Origin of the sequence: Rhizobium sp. SJZ105, assembly GCF_007828365.1 — a bacterium.
GTDB lineage: Bacteria > Pseudomonadota > Alphaproteobacteria > Rhizobiales > Rhizobiaceae > Agrobacterium > Agrobacterium tumefaciens.
This window is the reverse complement of record NZ_VIUP01000001.1, coordinates 1,613,340-1,628,933: the sequence shown is the minus strand read 5'-3', so window position 1 is coordinate 1,628,933 and position 15,594 is coordinate 1,613,340. Positions and strand designations below refer to the sequence as shown.

17 protein-coding genes are annotated in these 15,594 nt (G+C 59.2%); 2 read left to right on the top strand and 15 right to left on the bottom strand.

What is annotated here, in order from left to right; translation table 11 throughout:
• Positions 1-2: 2 nt before the first annotated feature.
• On the bottom strand, positions 3-710 hold the full coding sequence (locus tag FB593_RS08240; RefSeq protein WP_141193496.1) for a FadR/GntR family transcriptional regulator: 708 nt from the start codon (positions 708-710) through the stop codon (positions 3-5).
• A 114-nt stretch (positions 711-824) separates the two neighbouring features.
• Positions 825-1,325, bottom strand: coding sequence for a MarR family winged helix-turn-helix transcriptional regulator (locus FB593_RS08235; RefSeq protein ID WP_038489563.1), 501 nt, complete (start codon positions 1,323-1,325; stop codon positions 825-827).
• 81 nt (positions 1,326-1,406) lie between these two features.
• Here FB593_RS08235 and FB593_RS08230 point away from each other — a divergent pair, with 81 nt between their 5' ends.
• Entirely contained in the window at positions 1,407-2,273 is an 867-nt protein-coding gene (locus FB593_RS08230) for an EamA family transporter (RefSeq protein ID WP_145166452.1), read from the top strand.
• Between the two features lies 1 nt (position 2,274).
• Here the strand turns inward: FB593_RS08230 and FB593_RS08225 are convergent, their stop codons facing one another.
• The 3 genes from FB593_RS08225 to FB593_RS08215 form a co-directional block, all read right to left on the bottom strand.
• On the bottom strand, positions 2,275-3,513 hold the full coding sequence (locus FB593_RS08225) for an aminopeptidase (protein WP_003514657.1): 1,239 nt from the start codon (positions 3,511-3,513) through the stop codon (positions 2,275-2,277).
• Between the two features lie 87 nt (positions 3,514-3,600).
• A complete protein-coding gene (gene ybaK, locus FB593_RS08220; protein WP_111795057.1) occupies positions 3,601-4,077 on the bottom strand; it encodes a Cys-tRNA(Pro) deacylase in 477 nt (158 codons plus the stop codon).
• Positions 4,078-4,089: 12 nt separating this feature from the next.
• The gene (locus tag FB593_RS08215; protein ID WP_025592205.1) at positions 4,090-4,437 is read right to left on the bottom strand and encodes an ArsC family reductase; all 348 of its coding nucleotides are present in this window, start codon (positions 4,435-4,437) and stop codon (positions 4,090-4,092) included.
• A gap of 211 nt (positions 4,438-4,648) precedes the next feature.
• Between FB593_RS08215 and FB593_RS27485 the strand changes: the two genes are divergently transcribed.
• Complete coding sequence (locus FB593_RS27485) at positions 4,649-4,816, top strand: hypothetical protein (RefSeq protein WP_003503889.1); 168 nt, start codon at positions 4,649-4,651, stop codon at positions 4,814-4,816.
• 60 nt (positions 4,817-4,876) lie between these two features.
• Here FB593_RS27485 and FB593_RS08205 read toward each other — a convergent pair whose 3' ends face one another.
• The 10 genes from FB593_RS08205 to FB593_RS08160 form a co-directional block, all read right to left on the bottom strand.
• Positions 4,877-5,593 (bottom strand): 2'-5' RNA ligase family protein, encoded by a 717-nt coding sequence (locus FB593_RS08205; protein WP_111795055.1) that lies wholly within the window; start codon positions 5,591-5,593, stop codon positions 4,877-4,879.
• A 104-nt stretch (positions 5,594-5,697) separates the two neighbouring features.
• Positions 5,698-7,275: a glutamine-hydrolyzing GMP synthase gene (gene guaA, locus FB593_RS08200; RefSeq protein WP_003514664.1), complete on the bottom strand. Its 1,578-nt coding sequence runs from the start codon at positions 7,273-7,275 to the stop codon at positions 5,698-5,700.
• 82 nt (positions 7,276-7,357) lie between these two features.
• On the bottom strand, positions 7,358-7,996 hold the full coding sequence (locus FB593_RS08195) for a 5'-methylthioadenosine/S-adenosylhomocysteine nucleosidase (protein WP_145166451.1): 639 nt from the start codon (positions 7,994-7,996) through the stop codon (positions 7,358-7,360).
• On the bottom strand, positions 7,993-8,442 hold the full coding sequence (locus FB593_RS08190) for a PaaI family thioesterase (RefSeq protein WP_003514669.1): 450 nt from the start codon (positions 8,440-8,442) through the stop codon (positions 7,993-7,995). Before FB593_RS08190 ends, FB593_RS08195 begins: the two co-directional genes overlap by 4 nt.
• Positions 8,443-8,522: 80 nt before the next feature.
• Positions 8,523-8,975, bottom strand: coding sequence for a TspO/MBR family protein (locus FB593_RS08185; protein WP_003514671.1), 453 nt, complete (start codon positions 8,973-8,975; stop codon positions 8,523-8,525).
• Between the two features lie 51 nt (positions 8,976-9,026).
• A complete protein-coding gene (locus FB593_RS08180; RefSeq protein ID WP_141193499.1) occupies positions 9,027-10,121 on the bottom strand; it encodes a DUF1513 domain-containing protein in 1,095 nt (364 codons plus the stop codon).
• Positions 10,122-10,125: 4 nt separating this feature from the next.
• A complete protein-coding gene (locus tag FB593_RS08175; RefSeq protein WP_145166450.1) occupies positions 10,126-11,247 on the bottom strand; it encodes an imelysin family protein in 1,122 nt (373 codons plus the stop codon).
• Complete coding sequence (locus FB593_RS08170; protein WP_145166449.1) at positions 11,247-12,779, bottom strand: di-heme oxidoredictase family protein; 1,533 nt, start codon at positions 12,777-12,779, stop codon at positions 11,247-11,249. Before FB593_RS08170 ends, FB593_RS08175 begins: the two co-directional genes overlap by 1 nt.
• 41 nt (positions 12,780-12,820) lie before the next feature.
• Positions 12,821-14,098 (bottom strand): imelysin family protein, encoded by a 1,278-nt coding sequence (locus FB593_RS08165; protein WP_003514680.1) that lies wholly within the window; start codon positions 14,096-14,098, stop codon positions 12,821-12,823.
• 155 nt (positions 14,099-14,253) lie between these two features.
• A complete protein-coding gene (locus tag FB593_RS08160) occupies positions 14,254-15,543 on the bottom strand; it encodes an RsmB/NOP family class I SAM-dependent RNA methyltransferase (RefSeq protein ID WP_112290956.1) in 1,290 nt (429 codons plus the stop codon).
• Between the last annotated feature and the right edge of the window lie 51 nt (positions 15,544-15,594).

Sequence of the window (15,594 nt, the reverse complement as noted above, 5' to 3'; positions counted from 1 at the left end):
AATCAGGCGATGCCGGCGGCCAGAAGCGCATGCACGCTTTCATCGAAATGCCGCGCCATAAGTGTTGAGGCCGTTTGCGGGTCGCCCGCGGCAATGGCCTGTCCGATGGCGATATGAAGTTCAGTCGCGGCATGACGCTGCGCGTCGGATTTGCGGCTCTTCCAGCCGATCGGCCATGTCTGGCGCGTCACATTCTGAAAGGCGCCGAGAATGAGTTCGAAAACCGGGTTCTTGGAGGCTCTGGCAACGGCAAGGTGAAAGGCAAGGTCGTGTTCCATGACCCTGTCACTATTACCAAAGTCCCGCTCCATATTGTTGGCGTGGTCGAGAATGGTGAGCGCCTCCACATCCGTTCGCCGCAGCGCCGCCAATGTCACGGTTCTGACTTCGATGGTGCGGCGCACGTCGTAAATCTGCTGGATGTTGATCTGCTCGGTGTGAATGCCATGTTCGAACATCAGCGACATCGCGCCATGATCCAGCGTCGCCACCGTGGCGCGCTTGCCGACGCTGACATCGATCAGCCGCATGGCCGACAAGGACCGGAAAGCCTCGCGAACCACGGTGCGCGAGACACCGAGCTGCTGCGAAAGCGAAAGCTCGCTGGGCAGCTTCGCTCCGGGGGCAAGTTCGTTTTCGCGAATGTGGCGCGTGATTGCGCCAATCGCGCTGCTGACGAGATCGGTTTCCTGCGAAATGGGCTTATACAATCGTTCCTCCAACCTGTAGGACAGGTTAACGGAAAATTGCTTATAGGATTCTTAGCGCTGAAACAAGCGCCGTCTCCTGCGCGATTGCTGGTTCCTGTCCGCTTTTTAGGGAACCTAAGCTTCAAACCCCTGTAGAAATCGCTTCACAAGCTTGTTCAGCGCCGTGCGCTCTTCTTCGCTGAGCTGTGCGACCAGCCGTTGCTGGTTCTCGACATGGGCGCTGACCGCGTCCTCGACAATGGCAAATCCCCGCTCCGTCAATGATATCAATACGCTGCGCCGATCCTGCGGGTTGTGGACGCGCTCCACCAGACCCGCTTTTTCCAGTTGGTCGATCCGGTTGGTCATTGTGCCGGAGCTTACCATTGTCATGGCCAGCAGATCACCGGGGGAAAGCCGGTAGGGCGCGCCCGCGCGCCGTAATGTCGCCAGCACATCAAAAGCGGAAGAGGAGAGGCCGTGTTTCAGCAGCACCGCCTCCACCTCGCGACCGAGATGCGTGGTTAGCCGTTTCAAGCGCCCAAGCAGCCCCATTGGCTCGACATCGAGATCGGGCCTCTCCTTGCGCCATTGCGCCAGAATGTGATCGACGTGATCAATCGGTTCTTTGTTCATCACCAAGGCATAACAACTGATATCTTGACGTCAAGATAAAATTGGCTAAGTTGTATTTATCTTGATGTAGAGATTCTTGAAATGAAGAAAAATACCACATATGCCGCCGATGTGCTGGTGACGGCACTTGCCCCCGCCATCTGGGGGACGACCTACTTCGTCACCACCGAATTCCTGCCGCATGGATATCCATTCCATGTTGCGATGCTGCGCGCCTTGCCGGCCGGCATATTGCTGTTGCTTCTGGTCAGAAAACTACCGGAGGGCATCTGGTGGTCTCGCAGCCTTATTCTAGGTGCGCTGAATTTCTCGTTTTTCTGGGCGATGCTTTTCGTTTCGGCTTACCGGCTGCCGGGTGGTGTAGCCGCGACTGTGGGTGCGATCCAACCCCTGATCGTTATCGGCCTTTCGCGGCTGTTTCTCGCCGCGCCGGTCCGGCCGCTGGCCATTGTCGCTGGTCTTCTGGGGATTGTCGGCGTCGCACTTCTGGTTTTGGCGCCGGGTGCTGCTGCGCTGGATGCCGTCGGCGTGGCTGCGGGTCTTGCAGGCGCCGTATCCATGGCCTTTGGAACCGTGCTCACCCGCAAATGGCGACCGCCGGTGTCGAACCTCACCTTTACGGCCTGGCAATTGACGGCTGGAGGCATTCTGCTTCTGCCGGTCGCATATTTCCTGGAACCGGCCCTGCCTGCACCTACCGCGGCCAATATTCTCGGTATGGCCTATCTCGGCATTATTGGTGCTGCCTTGACCTATTTTCTGTGGTTCCGGGGTCTCGCCCGCATCGAACCCTCGGCTGCAGCCTCGCTCGGTTTCCTAAGCCCCGTCGTTGCGACCCTGCTCGGCTGGCTGGCGCTCGGCCAAAGCCTCACGCCAGCGCAAATCGTCGGCTTCGTTGCAGTGCTTTTCAGCATCTGGCTCAGTCAGCGGAGCCAGCTGCCGAAATAGCTCAGGCCCATTCGCCCTTGCGCATCACTGGAACTGTGGAGCCATCCGGCTTCACGCCATCGATATCCACCTTATCGGAACCGATCATCCAGTCGATGTGGATCAGGCTGGAATTGCCGCCTTGCGCCTTGATCTGATCCTGCGACAACGAAGCACCATCAACGAAGCATTTCGAATAGCATTGGCCGAGCGCGATGTGGCAGGAGGCGTTTTCGTCGAACAGCGTGTTGTAGAACAGGATGCCACTTGCCGAAATCGGCGAGGAATGCGGCACCAGTGCCACTTCACCCAGACGCCGCGCACCCTCGTCGGTATCGAGCACCTTGTTCAGCACGGCTTCGCCCTTCGAAGCCTTGGCTTCCACGATGCGGCCGCCTTCGAACTTCACCTGGATATCGTCTATCAGCGTTCCCTGATGTGAAAGCGGCTTGGTGCTGGACACGTAACCATCCACCCGCAGCGCATGCGGTGTGGTGAACACTTCTTCCGTCGGAATGTTCGGGTTGCAGGTGACACCGTTCTTGGCGGTGGAGGCGCCCCCATGCCATTCGTGGCCGTCCGCCAGGCCGATTTTCACGTCCGTGCCGGGACCGGTGAAATGCAGCGACGAGAAACGTTCACCGTTCAGCCATGCCGAACGCTTGGCGAGATTGGCGTTATGCTCCGCCCATGCCGCGACCGGATCGGCGAGATCTACACGCGAAGCGGCGAAGATGGCGTCCGCGAGCTTGCGAACCGCTTCGTCTTCCGTCACACCGGGAAAGACCTGTTTTGCCCAGGACGGGTTTGGATAGGAGATGATGTTCCAGTTGATATCGAAGTTGGAAATCTTCTCAAGCGCCGGCTTATAGGCAGTGGAATTGGCCTTGTTGGCGCGCGCCACCTTGGCGGGATCCTGTTCGGCCAGCAGCATGGGGTTGTCACCGGCAATCGCAAGCCGCGCCGCGCCATTGGCATAGGCCTTGGCCATGCCGTCATAGAGCCAGCCGGAAGCCCGGTCGAAATTGGCGTCGCTGGCGTGGCGGTAGCGGGAAAGCGTGGTTTCTTCGTCGGAGTAGAAGGTGGTGACCAGCCCGCCGCCGGCAAGATAGGCGTGTTTGGTCAAAAACCGCACCAGCGGCAACGCCGCCAGCGGAGCGGTGATCACCAGATCCTGATCCTTCTGCAATTGCAGGCCGACCTTGACGGCGACTTCAGCCAGTTTCTCGAGTTTGACGGGATCGATGGGGGAAACAGTCATGATCTGCCTTCGTATATTTCAATCGGAGGCGCCGACCATAGCCCATTCGCTTCGAAAGCCAAATGCTTTCAAAGCTGTGTCGAGACGTCAATCGGCCACCAAAGGTGCGACAATGGCTTTCAGCGCCGCCTGCGCGTCGCCGGGGGAAAGCCTTACCTGCAAACCGCGCTGGCCACCATTCATGTAGACATAGGAATAGGTCATGGCCCCAGCCTCTATGGCGGTCGGAACCTGTTTCTTCTGTCCAAAAGGGCTGATGCCGCCCACATGATAACCCGTTGCCCGCTCCGCATCGGCGGGCTTCATCATGCTGGCAGATTTTCCCCCGAAGGCGGCGGCAAGCTTCTTCATGCTCACTTCCCGGTCGGACGGGACGACGACGCAGACCGGCTTGCCATCCAGCTCAGCCATCAGTGTTTTCAGAACCAGATGTGGCGGTTCGCCGATAGCTTCGGCCGCCTGCAGGCCGATCCGGTCGGCATTCGGGTCGTAGTCATAGGTAACTGTGGTGAAGTTCACACCGGCCTTGGTCAGCATCTGCGTAGCGCGGGTTGTCTTGGACATGGTGGCCTGCGCTCACGCAAAGAGGGACTGATAGGTTTCCGGCTTGAAGCCGACGGTTATCGTCTCCTTTGCCTCCAGCACCGGTCGCTTGATCATGGAGGGCTGCTCCAGCATCAGGCCAATGGCCTTTTCGCGGGTAAGATCGGCTTTCTGGCTATCGTCCAGTTTTTTGAAGGTAGTGCCGGCCCGGTTCAGAACCGTTTCCCAGCCCGCGGCATCGCACCATGTTTCGAGATGGGCCTGGTCGATGCCGGCCGTCTTGTAGTCATGGAAAGAATAGTCGACACCGTTGGCTTCCAGCCAGCTTCTGGCCTTTTTCATCGTGTCGCAGTTCTTGATGCCGTAAATGGTGACCGTCATGTTGCCTGCCTCTTTGTCTTGAACTTCCGGCATAACAAATAATGCGCCGTATTCAACCCGCAGCCTGAAGCACGGAATTCTAGCCATGCAAAAATGCAGTGTCTGACATCCAAACGAGCGCGAGCAAAGCTGCATGGCTTCCCTGCTACATCATGAGTTGTAGCAGGGGCCAAAAATGCCCATTATCTGGGCATCAAAGATGGAGAGAAAAATGCGTCAGGTTGCAAAGACATCGCGTAACTTCTTTGGCGAAACTTTCGCCGTTCTTGGTGCCGCACTTTCGGTTTCGGCCGCTGTTCGCGCGCATCGCAAGCCGGCCCGCGCCGACCTCGAAGCGCTTGGCATCGACGGCAAGGCTTTCGACAAGGTTCAGCTCTAAGCTGATTATCGTTTGCAGCGAGGCGACATCGCCTCGCTCGTGTGTATATGTTGGCGGGCCTTAGCGTTCCGCCTGCTTTCGGTTCGGCCGTTTTCTCGGACCGATCAGTTTATCCGGTAAATGCAGCTGGCTTTCGAGCGGCTCATAACGATCTGCTTTTGCGGAGAGTGCGAAGCGTCCAAGGGACTCATGTCGCGTTTCGCCATTATGGCTGAAAACAAGCTCGAAATTACCCGCAAGCCAGCTATAGGGTTTTCCGGCCGGCATCGGCTCTATCTTCCCGCAGCCATAAATCATCGTGATATGCGGCGTGTAAGATGGTGCCGCGATATAGGGAAGGTTTGCCTTTCGGAGCGCGCGTTGCAGCAGCTTCACCAGAGCGTTGATCTCCGGCAGATCACCACCGTTTCGCAGCACCAGACTATTGCGATTGCCGAAAAGCGCGCTTGCGTCCAGGGTGACCGGAACAGGCCGCGCGTTTACCGCACCCATTGCCGCCTTCAGCCTGCTTGTCAGTCCGTGAGGGATTGTCTCGAAACATCCCAAACACAGCAGGGTTATGTGCAGAAGCTCGGCGGGATATGCCTCGCGGGTTGTCCGACCCTTGGCATGATGCGACGCATCGATAAAAATTCTTTCCGCCAATTGCCGTGGTGGCTTCAGCAGTAGCAGGAGCTTGTTTCGAAAGCGCGGATTGATGCGCCGTATTTTCTGCGGCTCCAGCCCATCAAAACAAAGCTGCCTTAAGGCTCTTTCGTCCGCCAACTCGCACTCCATGACGATGCTCCACAGCCTTATACCAAGGCCGGAAACCTATCATTGCGCGGTGATAAAATAAAGAACAAAAGAGGAACAAAAGGCGGAATTGCTCCGCCTTCGTTTTATTCCCACTCGATCGTGCCGGGCGGCTTGCTCGTCACGTCATAGACGACACGGTTGATGCCGCGGACTTCGTTGATGATGCGGGTCGCGGCGCGGCCGAGGAAATTCATGTCGTAGGGGTAGAAATCCGCCGTCATGCCATCCACGGAGGTCACGGCGCGGAGCGCACAGACGAAGTCATAGGTGCGGTAGTCGCCCATGACGCCCACGGTCTGCACCGGCAGGAGCACTGCGAAGGCCTGCCAGATGGTGTCGTAAAGACCCGCCTTGCGGATTTCGTCGAGATAGATCGCATCTGCCTTGCGCAGAATATCGAGCTTCTCGCGGGTGACCGCACCGGGGCAACGGATCGCCAGACCCGGGCCGGGGAAGGGATGGCGGCCGATGAAGCTTTCCGGCAGGCCGAGTTCACGGCCAAGCGCACGCACCTCGTCCTTGAAGAGCTCGCGCAGCGGCTCCACCAGCTGCATGTTCATGCGCTCGGGAAGGCCACCGACATTGTGGTGGCTCTTGATGGTGACGGAAGGACCGCCGGAGAAGGAAACGCTCTCGATGACGTCTGGGTAAAGCGTGCCCTGCGCGAGGAAATTCGGAGCACCCTTGCCGTCTGCTGCGATCTTGGCAGCTTCCGCCTCGAAGACCTCGATGAACAAACGGCCGATAGTCTTGCGCTTCACTTCCGGGTCGGAGACGCCAGAAAGCTGGCCCAGGAACATGTCTGCGGCATCCACATGTACCAGCGGAATATTGTAATGGTCGCGGAACATGCCGACGACCTGCTCGCTTTCGCCAAGCCGCATCAGGCCATGATCAACGTAAACGCAGGTCAGCTGGTCACCGATCGCCTCATGGATGAGGATCGCCGCAACCGAGGAATCGACGCCGCCGGAGAGTGCGCAGAGCACGCGCCCGGTGCCGACCTGATCGCGGATCTTGCGGATCATCTCGGCGCGATAGGCTGCCATCGTCCAATCGGATTTGAGACCGACGATCTTGTGCACGAAGTTGGAGAGCAGCTTGCCGCCATCTGGCGTATGCACCACTTCCGGGTGGAACATGGTGGTGTAATAGTGGCGTGTCTCGTCGGCAGCTATGGCGAAGGGTGCGTTCTCGGAGGTTGCGATAACCTCGAAACCCTCCGGCAGTTTCGTCACGCGGTCGCCGTGGCTCATCCAGACGGGATAGCTCTTGCCCTGTTCCCAGAAACCGTCGAACAGAGGGCTTGCCTTTTTGATGTCGATATCGGCGCGCCCGAATTCCGCCGCGTGACCGCCCTCGACAACGCCGCCAAGCTGGGTGCAGAGCGTCTGCTGGCCGTAGCAGATGCCGAGGATCGGAACCTTGCTGTCGAACACCGCCTGCGGCGCACGCGGGCTGCCTTCCGCCGTGACAGATGCGGGACCGCCGGAGAAGATCACGCCCTTGGGCTGGAGCTTCTCAAACGCCTCTGCGGCATTCTGAAACGGGTGGATTTCGCAATAGACCCCGGCTTCGCGGATGCGGCGCGCAATCAGCTGCGTCACCTGGCTGCCGAAATCGATGATGAGAATGCTGTCGGGATGGGCTATCTGGGTCATGGCGAGCCTTTAAAGAAAATGGCGGCTTTAGGCAACCCGGAAGCGGGCGTCTAACAGCGGAAATTTACTAAAATCGCGAGGTTCAAACGGTGATCGCACCATCTTCGATAGCGCGGCAAAGCCTGTCGACGGCGTCTGCGAGCTTTTCATCGATGATATGCAGGTATTCCGTCCAGTCGTCCACATGGTTCACATCTTCCCTGCCATCGGAAATACCGCGCAGGCCGATGAGCGGCACGCCGAAGCGCTGGCAGGCCCGGAGCACGGCATAGGTTTCCATTTCCACCATATCGGCATTGATCGACCCATAGGCGGCACCAGAGACAACGTTGGCGCCCGTGGAAAGCCGCGCCTCGGCAATGTCGGGTATGCGCAGGGGCAAGGCCACCTCGGCCGGCAGATCGAGAAAAGGCGTGCGACCCTTTTCAAAACCGAAGGCTGAGGCGTCCATGTCGCGATAGGCAACAGAAATCGCCTGATAGATGCCAGTCTGGTCGAGCGTCCGCGAGCCGGCGGAGCCGAGCGAAACGACAAGGTCAGGCAGATGGTCCGCCGCATCGAGACCGGCAAGAATTGCCGTGACCGAAATCGCTGCCTCGACCGGGCCGACGCCGGTCATCAAGGGCGCGATGCGCGCCTGCAGGTGGGGGCCGTATTCGGCGGAAGCCGCCATGACGAAAAGAATGGATTTGTCTGCAACATGCAAAAGCCGGTAGCTCATCCGGTAATATCCTCGCGGCCCTTCACCACCATCATCGTGCCTGTCATGGAGGCGATGAGCTTCGCCGGCCCGTCGGAAAGGGCGTAAGCGCGGCCATCGGCAACGATCAGGTTGTTGCCCGGCTTGATGATTTCGCCACGAAACAGGAACCGCTCGCCGCGCCCGGGCGACATGAGGTTGACCTTGAACTCGATTGTCAGCAGCGAGGCTTCCGGCTCTATGATCGTATAGGCGGCATAGGTGCAGGCGGTATCCAGGCCGGCGGCAATGACACCGGCATGCAATATGCCGTGCTGTTGTGTCAGCTTTTCATGAAACGGCAGCTCGATTTCCACCAGACGGTGTTCGATGCGGCTTATCTGCGCACCGATTGCCTGCACCACACCCTGCCGCGCAAAGCTTCTTTCTATCCGCTGACGAAAATCGCCGGGATCCGTGATCTCCATTGGCTTACCTGCCTGCTTTTGTCCTCACCGCAAACTGACATGGCGTGTGGCGGCGGGCAAGGCAAGTGCCGCAGGAGCAATTAGTTCAGCACGGCGATGCTGGCATTCAGCAGCGTGGCAAAGGCGACCCAAAGGGCGTAGGGCACGAAAAGCCACATGGAGATGCGGTCGCGACTATAGGTGAGCGCAATGAAAGCCAGAATGCAGATCAGCATAGGCACGATGATGACGAGCGCGCCTGTCGGGCTTTGCATGCCGAAAAAGATGGGCGACCACAGGAAATTCAGCACCAGCTGCGTGAACCACAGACGCATGCGCGTGCCCGCCGGTCTCACGATCCATGTTCGCGCGCCTGCAATGCCGATCATCACGTAGAGCGTCGTCCAAACGGGGCCGAATATCCAGTTGGGCGGGTTGAAGGGCGGCTTCTGAAGCGACTGGTACCATTCGCCCGGCACGTTGTTGATGCCGATGAGCGCACCCAGCGCAACAACCACAACCACGAAAATGATATACACGGACAGGTTTTTCATGACGCCTCAAATGCTTTTTGGTCTTTTTTGTTCCGGTGCATTTTCAGTATTTTAGCTTGAAATACGCACGATATGCTGGTCCCACGCCACGTCGCTGCGAATAGCCTCGAAAAATCCGTCATAGGAAGAAACCGCAATGCCCTTTATGGCGGGGGCAACGCCCGCAGCCTCCCGCACGGTCGTCTCGGATACAACACGCCCGGTTTTCGCATCCAGCGTCACGGCCGCGTTGCCATTGGGTGAGGTCAGGCCCACCAGGCCATCGCGCCGGTTGACCGCGATGGCACCGACATAATTGGCAAGGCGCACCGTCGTTTGCTCTGGTAGATCGACGAAGGCAAGGTCCTCGCCCTTCGAGAAATGGCCAACAAGCGGCGGAAGATCGTTGCGTGGTCCCTCATATTGGCAGGCGAACCAGACACGCCCGTCATCGCCGAGATCGACATGGCGGGTGGAAAGCTGTCGCAATTGGTCTGGCATCGTATGTTTCTGGATCAACTGGCCGCTGGCGGCGTCCAGAAGCACGAGCGACGGCTGCATGCTGTCGACATTGAGTTTGGTTCGGCCGAAATCCGGGTGGGTCTCAATGCCGCCATTGGCGATCACGATCAGCCTGCCATCGTCGCTCACGGTCATGTCATGGGTGCCAATGCCGTGGGCGTCGTATTCACCGATGCGGGCAAATCCATTGCGGGCATCGTAAAGCCCGATAACACCGCGATTGCCATCGAAGTCGTTTTCGCTGGCGTAGAGGATCGCACCGTCGGGAGAAAATTGTCCGTGGCCGTAGAAGTGGCGGTTTTCCGGCGTGTGCATCACGACAGGTTCGCGGCGTCGCGCGGGGTCAAAGGCCATGAAGAAGGTGCCGGGCCGGCGCGCAAAGGCCACTGTCATGCCGGTCGCATGGCTCGTTGCCATTCCATGGGCGCGGGCTGGGAGCGCAACACGGTCGATGATCTCGCCGCGTTCGCTCACAGTCGCAATGCCGTAGGAACCGTCATGGGCGCGAAAAGCGGAAGCGAAGACAGCGTCGGCGCGTTCAAGCGCATGCAGCGAGCCGGGAGCGAGCGTCGCAAGGAACGGAATGCCCGCCGCCTTGATGAAGCTGCGCCGGTCTATGAGCGTCGGCTTTTTGCCTGATGTCACCGCCTCAGTCTCCGTCGGCGAAGGAAAAGCCGGAGCTGAGACCGATTGCGCCGCCATACTGGTCGTTGAGGCGGTAGATCAGGTCTTTGCCGTTCAGCAGCAGGTAATCCACCTTGGCGCGTTGCTGGTCGTCATTAAGGGCCTTTTCCACGTTGGTATCAATCGTTCCGGCAATGCGGATCATCGATTTGGCGATGAAATCGATGGAGTTGACGATGGAGCGCTGGTCGGATGGCACGAGTTCGACCATATCGGCCGTGTGCAGGAGGGTTTGAACGGCCTTGATGTTTGCGGCAATGCTTTTCCACGTCAGGCCGGACCGCCAGTAGATCGCCGTGCGGGGAAACTTCGCCTTGTCCGGCCCTTTGTAGAACGTCTCTATGCGCTGGTCGCGGATTGCTTCGGCGCCGTGCACGAGAATGCCAAGCAGGGCAACCAGCGCCTCACGCTCATCGCGAAAGACGGGATTATCCGCGTCGGGCTGCGTCCAGTTTTTCTGCGCTCCATCAGGTGCGTTCCAGCTGTCGGAAAGCTCCGCCGCCACATTGGCAACGTTGCCGGCAATCGCCGCGCCATAACGGCAACGGAAATCGCCCTTCTTGTCGAACAGATCACCCGCATCGGTGCCGTAGAGCACGAATTCCAGCGCGCCGAGGCCCTGCGCTGCGACACTCTTGCCCTTCAGGCTCTCGGCGCTGGTGACGCTTTCGTCCTTTTCCGCAAGGTAACGCTGTACCTGTTTCAGGCCAAGACCCTTCTTGTCTGGGTAATAGAGCACACGTTCGAAGCGGTTGTGCTCGATCACCGGACCGACCCGAACGATCTCGATGGTTGACCAACTGGAGACCGTATCGGCAAAGGCCGCTTTGGCTGCCTCATCCGTCGTCTTGGAAGGGGCGGCGCAGAACGCCTTCATGCTGCCTTCCAGCTTCTCTGCCGATTGCCGGAAGTGGTCATAGCCGGGACGGATGAAACCGTTCACCGCTTTTTCCATCACGCCCCGGACCTGTACGGCGTCGAGCGGTGGCGGCGGCATCAGCTCCACATCCTGCGCCATTGCGGGCCGCATGCCCAAAAGCAGCAGCACGGAGATGAGACCGGGTATTTTTCGCATGGCATTTTTCATCAAAGGGACTCCAGAAAAGCCAGCAAAGCCTGCCGGTCGGATTTTTGCAAGGCGGCAAAGGCATCGCGCGCTTTTTGCGCTTCGCCGCCGTGCCATAGTATCGCTTCTGTCAGGCTGCGCGCCCGCCCGTCATGCAGGTAAAAGCCGTTGCCATTCACGCTTCGCGTCAGACCGATACCCCAGAGCGGCTGGGTTCGCCATTCCTGCCCGCTTGCTTCGCCCACCTGCTGGCCGTCGGCAAGCTCCTCTCCCATGTCGTGCAGCAGAAAATCCGAGTAGGGCCAGATCAGCTGGAAAGACTGCATGGGGTCGGCAGTGTCACGGCGGGTGACGAATTTCGGTGTATGGCAGGATGTGCAGCCGGATGCGTAAAAAAGCTGCTTTCCCCGCAACACGGTGGGATCACCCACATCGCGGCGCTGCGGCACTGCAAGGTTCTCGGTGTAAAAGGTCACGAGATCGAGAATGGGGTCCGGCGCCTCCACTGGCCCAAGCCGTGGCTGCACGCCGGTCGGCATGGCAAGACAGTCTTTTTGAACGTCGGTGCAATCACCATAGGCGTTTTGTGCATCCGGCGTGGAAATGCCGATATCGTGGGAGAAGGCGCTGGCGCTCTGGTCGCGGACGCTGGCGTTCTGGGCTTTCCAGCCAAATCGGCCGAGCTTCACTTCGCCGGTCCGGTGATCCCGTACAAAAGCAGGGCGCCCGGAAATGCCGTCGCCATTTTTGTTATCCGGATCGGCGCCGGCCAGAATATCGGCATCGGCAATGGCCTCGATCAGCCCAAGCCCAAGGGTTGGCATGGCAATCCGCGCCGACAAAGTCGTATCGACGCCCAGGGGGCCATAGTGCAGGCCTGCCACGGCATAGTCTGGCTTGCGCAGCATCACCACCTCGCCGTCGGCCAGCCGCACGGGTTTCTCGATATAGGTGACGACAGGTTTGCCCTCTGCGGCGAGGCCGGGAATGGCAACGTTCTGAAGCTGCCGGCCATAGGTCTCGTCGGGAAAATTCAACACCTCGTGGCGCGCAATCGCTGCCCGTTCCGCCTCGTTGCGGGCAGGCCGGGCCAGCCGCAGAAACAGGGAGACGGCATCTTCGCCGGCAAGTGGCGGTCGGCCTCTGCCGTCCTTCACATGGCAGGCCTGGCAGGATCGGGCGTTATAGAGCGGCCCCAACCCGTCTGAGGCTTGCGTGGAGGAGGGGGAAGACACCCAGAGCTTCTGGAATAGCGCATTGCCGAGCTTGAAATCCTGTTTTCTCTCAAACGGCATTGTTGCGGATGGATGCGAAAACGCGCCGCTATCGGCTTTATGGGTGCTGGTCGTTGCCCCGCCGGACATGGCCTCGAAGGGCTCCGGCATGGTAAAATCCATCGTCGGCGCGGTGACAGCCTGAACGCGGCTTTGGTCTTTTTCCGTCAGATCGTCACGAAGCGGCGCGGCAAGCACCATCGATGCCACAAGGCAGGCTGCCCCGGCGAAGAAGAACGGCTTGCGGATCCGCTGCAGCGATGAGTTCATGGAAAGCATGGGAATGGCGGGCCGCAGCGATCTGCGGCCCGCATTGGCTCTTATTTGAAGACGGCGTTCGGATTATCGAGGCTGGCGGAACCTTCAAGTTCGATCTTGCCGAGATCGAGTGCCGCAATCACGCGTTCGACGGTTTTCGTCTGGTCGAGAAGGCCGTCGATGGCAGCCTGAACCACGGCGTTGCCTTCCTTGTTGCCTTCGCCGATCATCTGGTCGTAGGCCTCGACCGTCTGGGCACGCTTTTCCATGGCATGCATGGCGTCGAGCGTCTTGTTCAGCTTCGCCGTCATCTCGTCGTTCAGCGCCTTGTCCTTGGCGCCGACCAGCTCCGACAGCGAGGCGCCGGTCATCTTCGTTCCATCCACACGGGTATATTCGCCGGTATAGGCAGATGCGATGCCGATGGCGTCGTTAAGATGCGAATTATAGGTATTGTCGGAGAAGCAATCATGCTCCTCTTCCGGATCGTGCAGCAGAAGGCCGAGCTTCATGCGCTCCCCTGCCAGCTCGCCATAGGAAAGAGAGCCCATGCCGGTGAGAATGGCGGTCAGGCCGGCTTTCGGGTCGGCTTCTACTGTCTTGGTGGCTTCGCCTTCCGGCGCCCAGGCGTCCACCATTTCCTGAAGATCCTTGATCAGCAGGGTGGAGGCGGACTTCAGGTAATCGGCGCGGCGGTCGCAATTGCCGTTCGTGCAATTCTTCTTGTCGTAGTCGGTATAGGGGCGGTTGCCCGCACCCGGTCCGGTGCCGTTCAGGTCCTGGCCCCAGAGCAGGAATTCGATGGCGTGGTAACCGGTCGTCACATTGGCTTCGACATCGCCCGCCTCGTGCAGGCTTTCGATCAGTTCGGGGGTGATCTTCGAGGTATCGACATCTTCGCCGCTGATCTTGATCTTCGGATTGGCGATGATGTTTGCGACGTAAAGCTCGTTCTCGTCGCTCTCGGTGCCGTAGGAACCGTCGACATAGTCGATCAGGCCTTCATCCAGCGGCCAGGCATTTACCTTGCCTTCCCAGGCGTCGACCACAGGGTTGCCGAAACGATAGACTTCCGATTGCTGGTAGGGAACGCGCGCCTTGATCCACGCTTCACGTGCAGCTTTCAGCGTTCCTTCGCTCGGTGTTGCGATCAGCGCGTCGATTGCCTTGTCCAGCGCCTTCGCCGTGGTCAGCGAATCCTCGTATTTCGCATGCGCGACGTCGGCGTAATGCTTGACGACAGCGGCGGCGTCGGTCGCAGCGCGGGCGGGAAGCGCGGTGAAGGTCGCGGATGCGGCCAGAAGCGCGAAAGACGCGCTGAGAATGGTTTTGCGGATCATGATCCCTCTCCTTGGGCAGGCGTGAAATAACTTCACGCTGCGGCAAGCGAGTTCTGACCCAATCGCAAACTTGTGTCAAATATTCTAGTTTAGAATGCTTTGAAACAAGCTACTCGGTATTTTTCGAAGTAAAATCAGCGCGTGCAAAACCTGTTTCACGCTTTGCGTTTCATTACGCAGAAGAAGAAACCATCCGTATCTGTAGTTGCAGGCGTCAGCGTCACTGTCTTGCCGTCAGAGGAATGCGGTTTGTTTGCATTGCCGCCAAAAGTCGTCTGCCAGCGATCCAGTGCCGAACCGATATAGAATTGCGGATTTTCTTCGCAGAAGCGCGTGACCTGCTGCTCGTTTTCCTCGGGCAGAACCGAGCAGGTGACATAAAGCAGCTCGCCGCCGGGGCGTACAAAACCCTTGGCCTGCGAAAGGGCCTCGCCCTGCTGCTGTACCCGTTCTTCCAGATTGCGTGTCGTCAGCCGCCATTTGGTGTCAGGCCGCCGGCGCCATGTTCCGGTGCCAGTGCAGGGGGCGTCCACCAGAACGCGATCGAATTTTTCATGAAACGGGACAAGTCCGGCTGCGCGGTCATGAACCTGCACATTGCGCGTGCCGGCTCGTTTCAGCCGCTCGATGATTGGCGCGAGGCGCTTGCGATCGGCGTCGAAGGCGTGAACCTGACCCTTGTTGTTCATGCTGGCGGCCATGGCCAGCGTCTTGCCGCCGCCACCGGCGCAATAATCGAGGATCTGTTCGCCTTCATGCGCGCCGGCAAGATCGGCAACGATCTGCGATCCCTCGTCCTGCACTTCGAACCAGCCTTTCTGGAAGGACAGTTCTGCGGTCACATTCGGCAGGCGGGAAGGGCCTTCGCCGGCGGGGATGCGGACACCCTGACGGGCTATATGAGTTGCTTCCGCACCGCTCTCTTCCAGCGCCTTCAGCACCTTGTCGCGAGTGGCCTTCAGCGTGTTGGCCCGCAGATCAAGTGTCGGGCGCTGGTTCAGCGCCTGCGCCTCGGCAAGCCAGCCCTCTCCAAACGCCTTCTCGAAGGATGCTTGAACCCATTCGGGAATGTCGCCCTGAATATGGGCTGGTGCATCGGCGAGAGAACGGGAGAGAAAGGCTTTCTGCTTTTCTTCATCAGGCGCGGCAGGGGCAAATTTGTCGCCGTCGAATTCCGCCGCAAGTTCCGAAAAGCTCTTGCCCCATTGGCGCAGCAGAACTGCATAACCAAGCGAGGCGGCGCTGTCGTCATCCATCAGCCAGGCGTGTGACAGTTTCATGCGCAGCGCGTCATAGACGATGTTGCCGATCGCGGCCCTGTCACCCGAACCTGCGAAACGATGGGCAAGTCCCCAGTCCTTCAGAGCATCGGCAACGGGACGCCTGCGTCCCTCAATATCCGCCAATACTTCGATTGCTCCGGCCAAACGCCCGCCCAAACGCATTGTCTACCTCATTTTGCTGATTAGCCCGGTTGGTAGACGCGAATGGCGGCA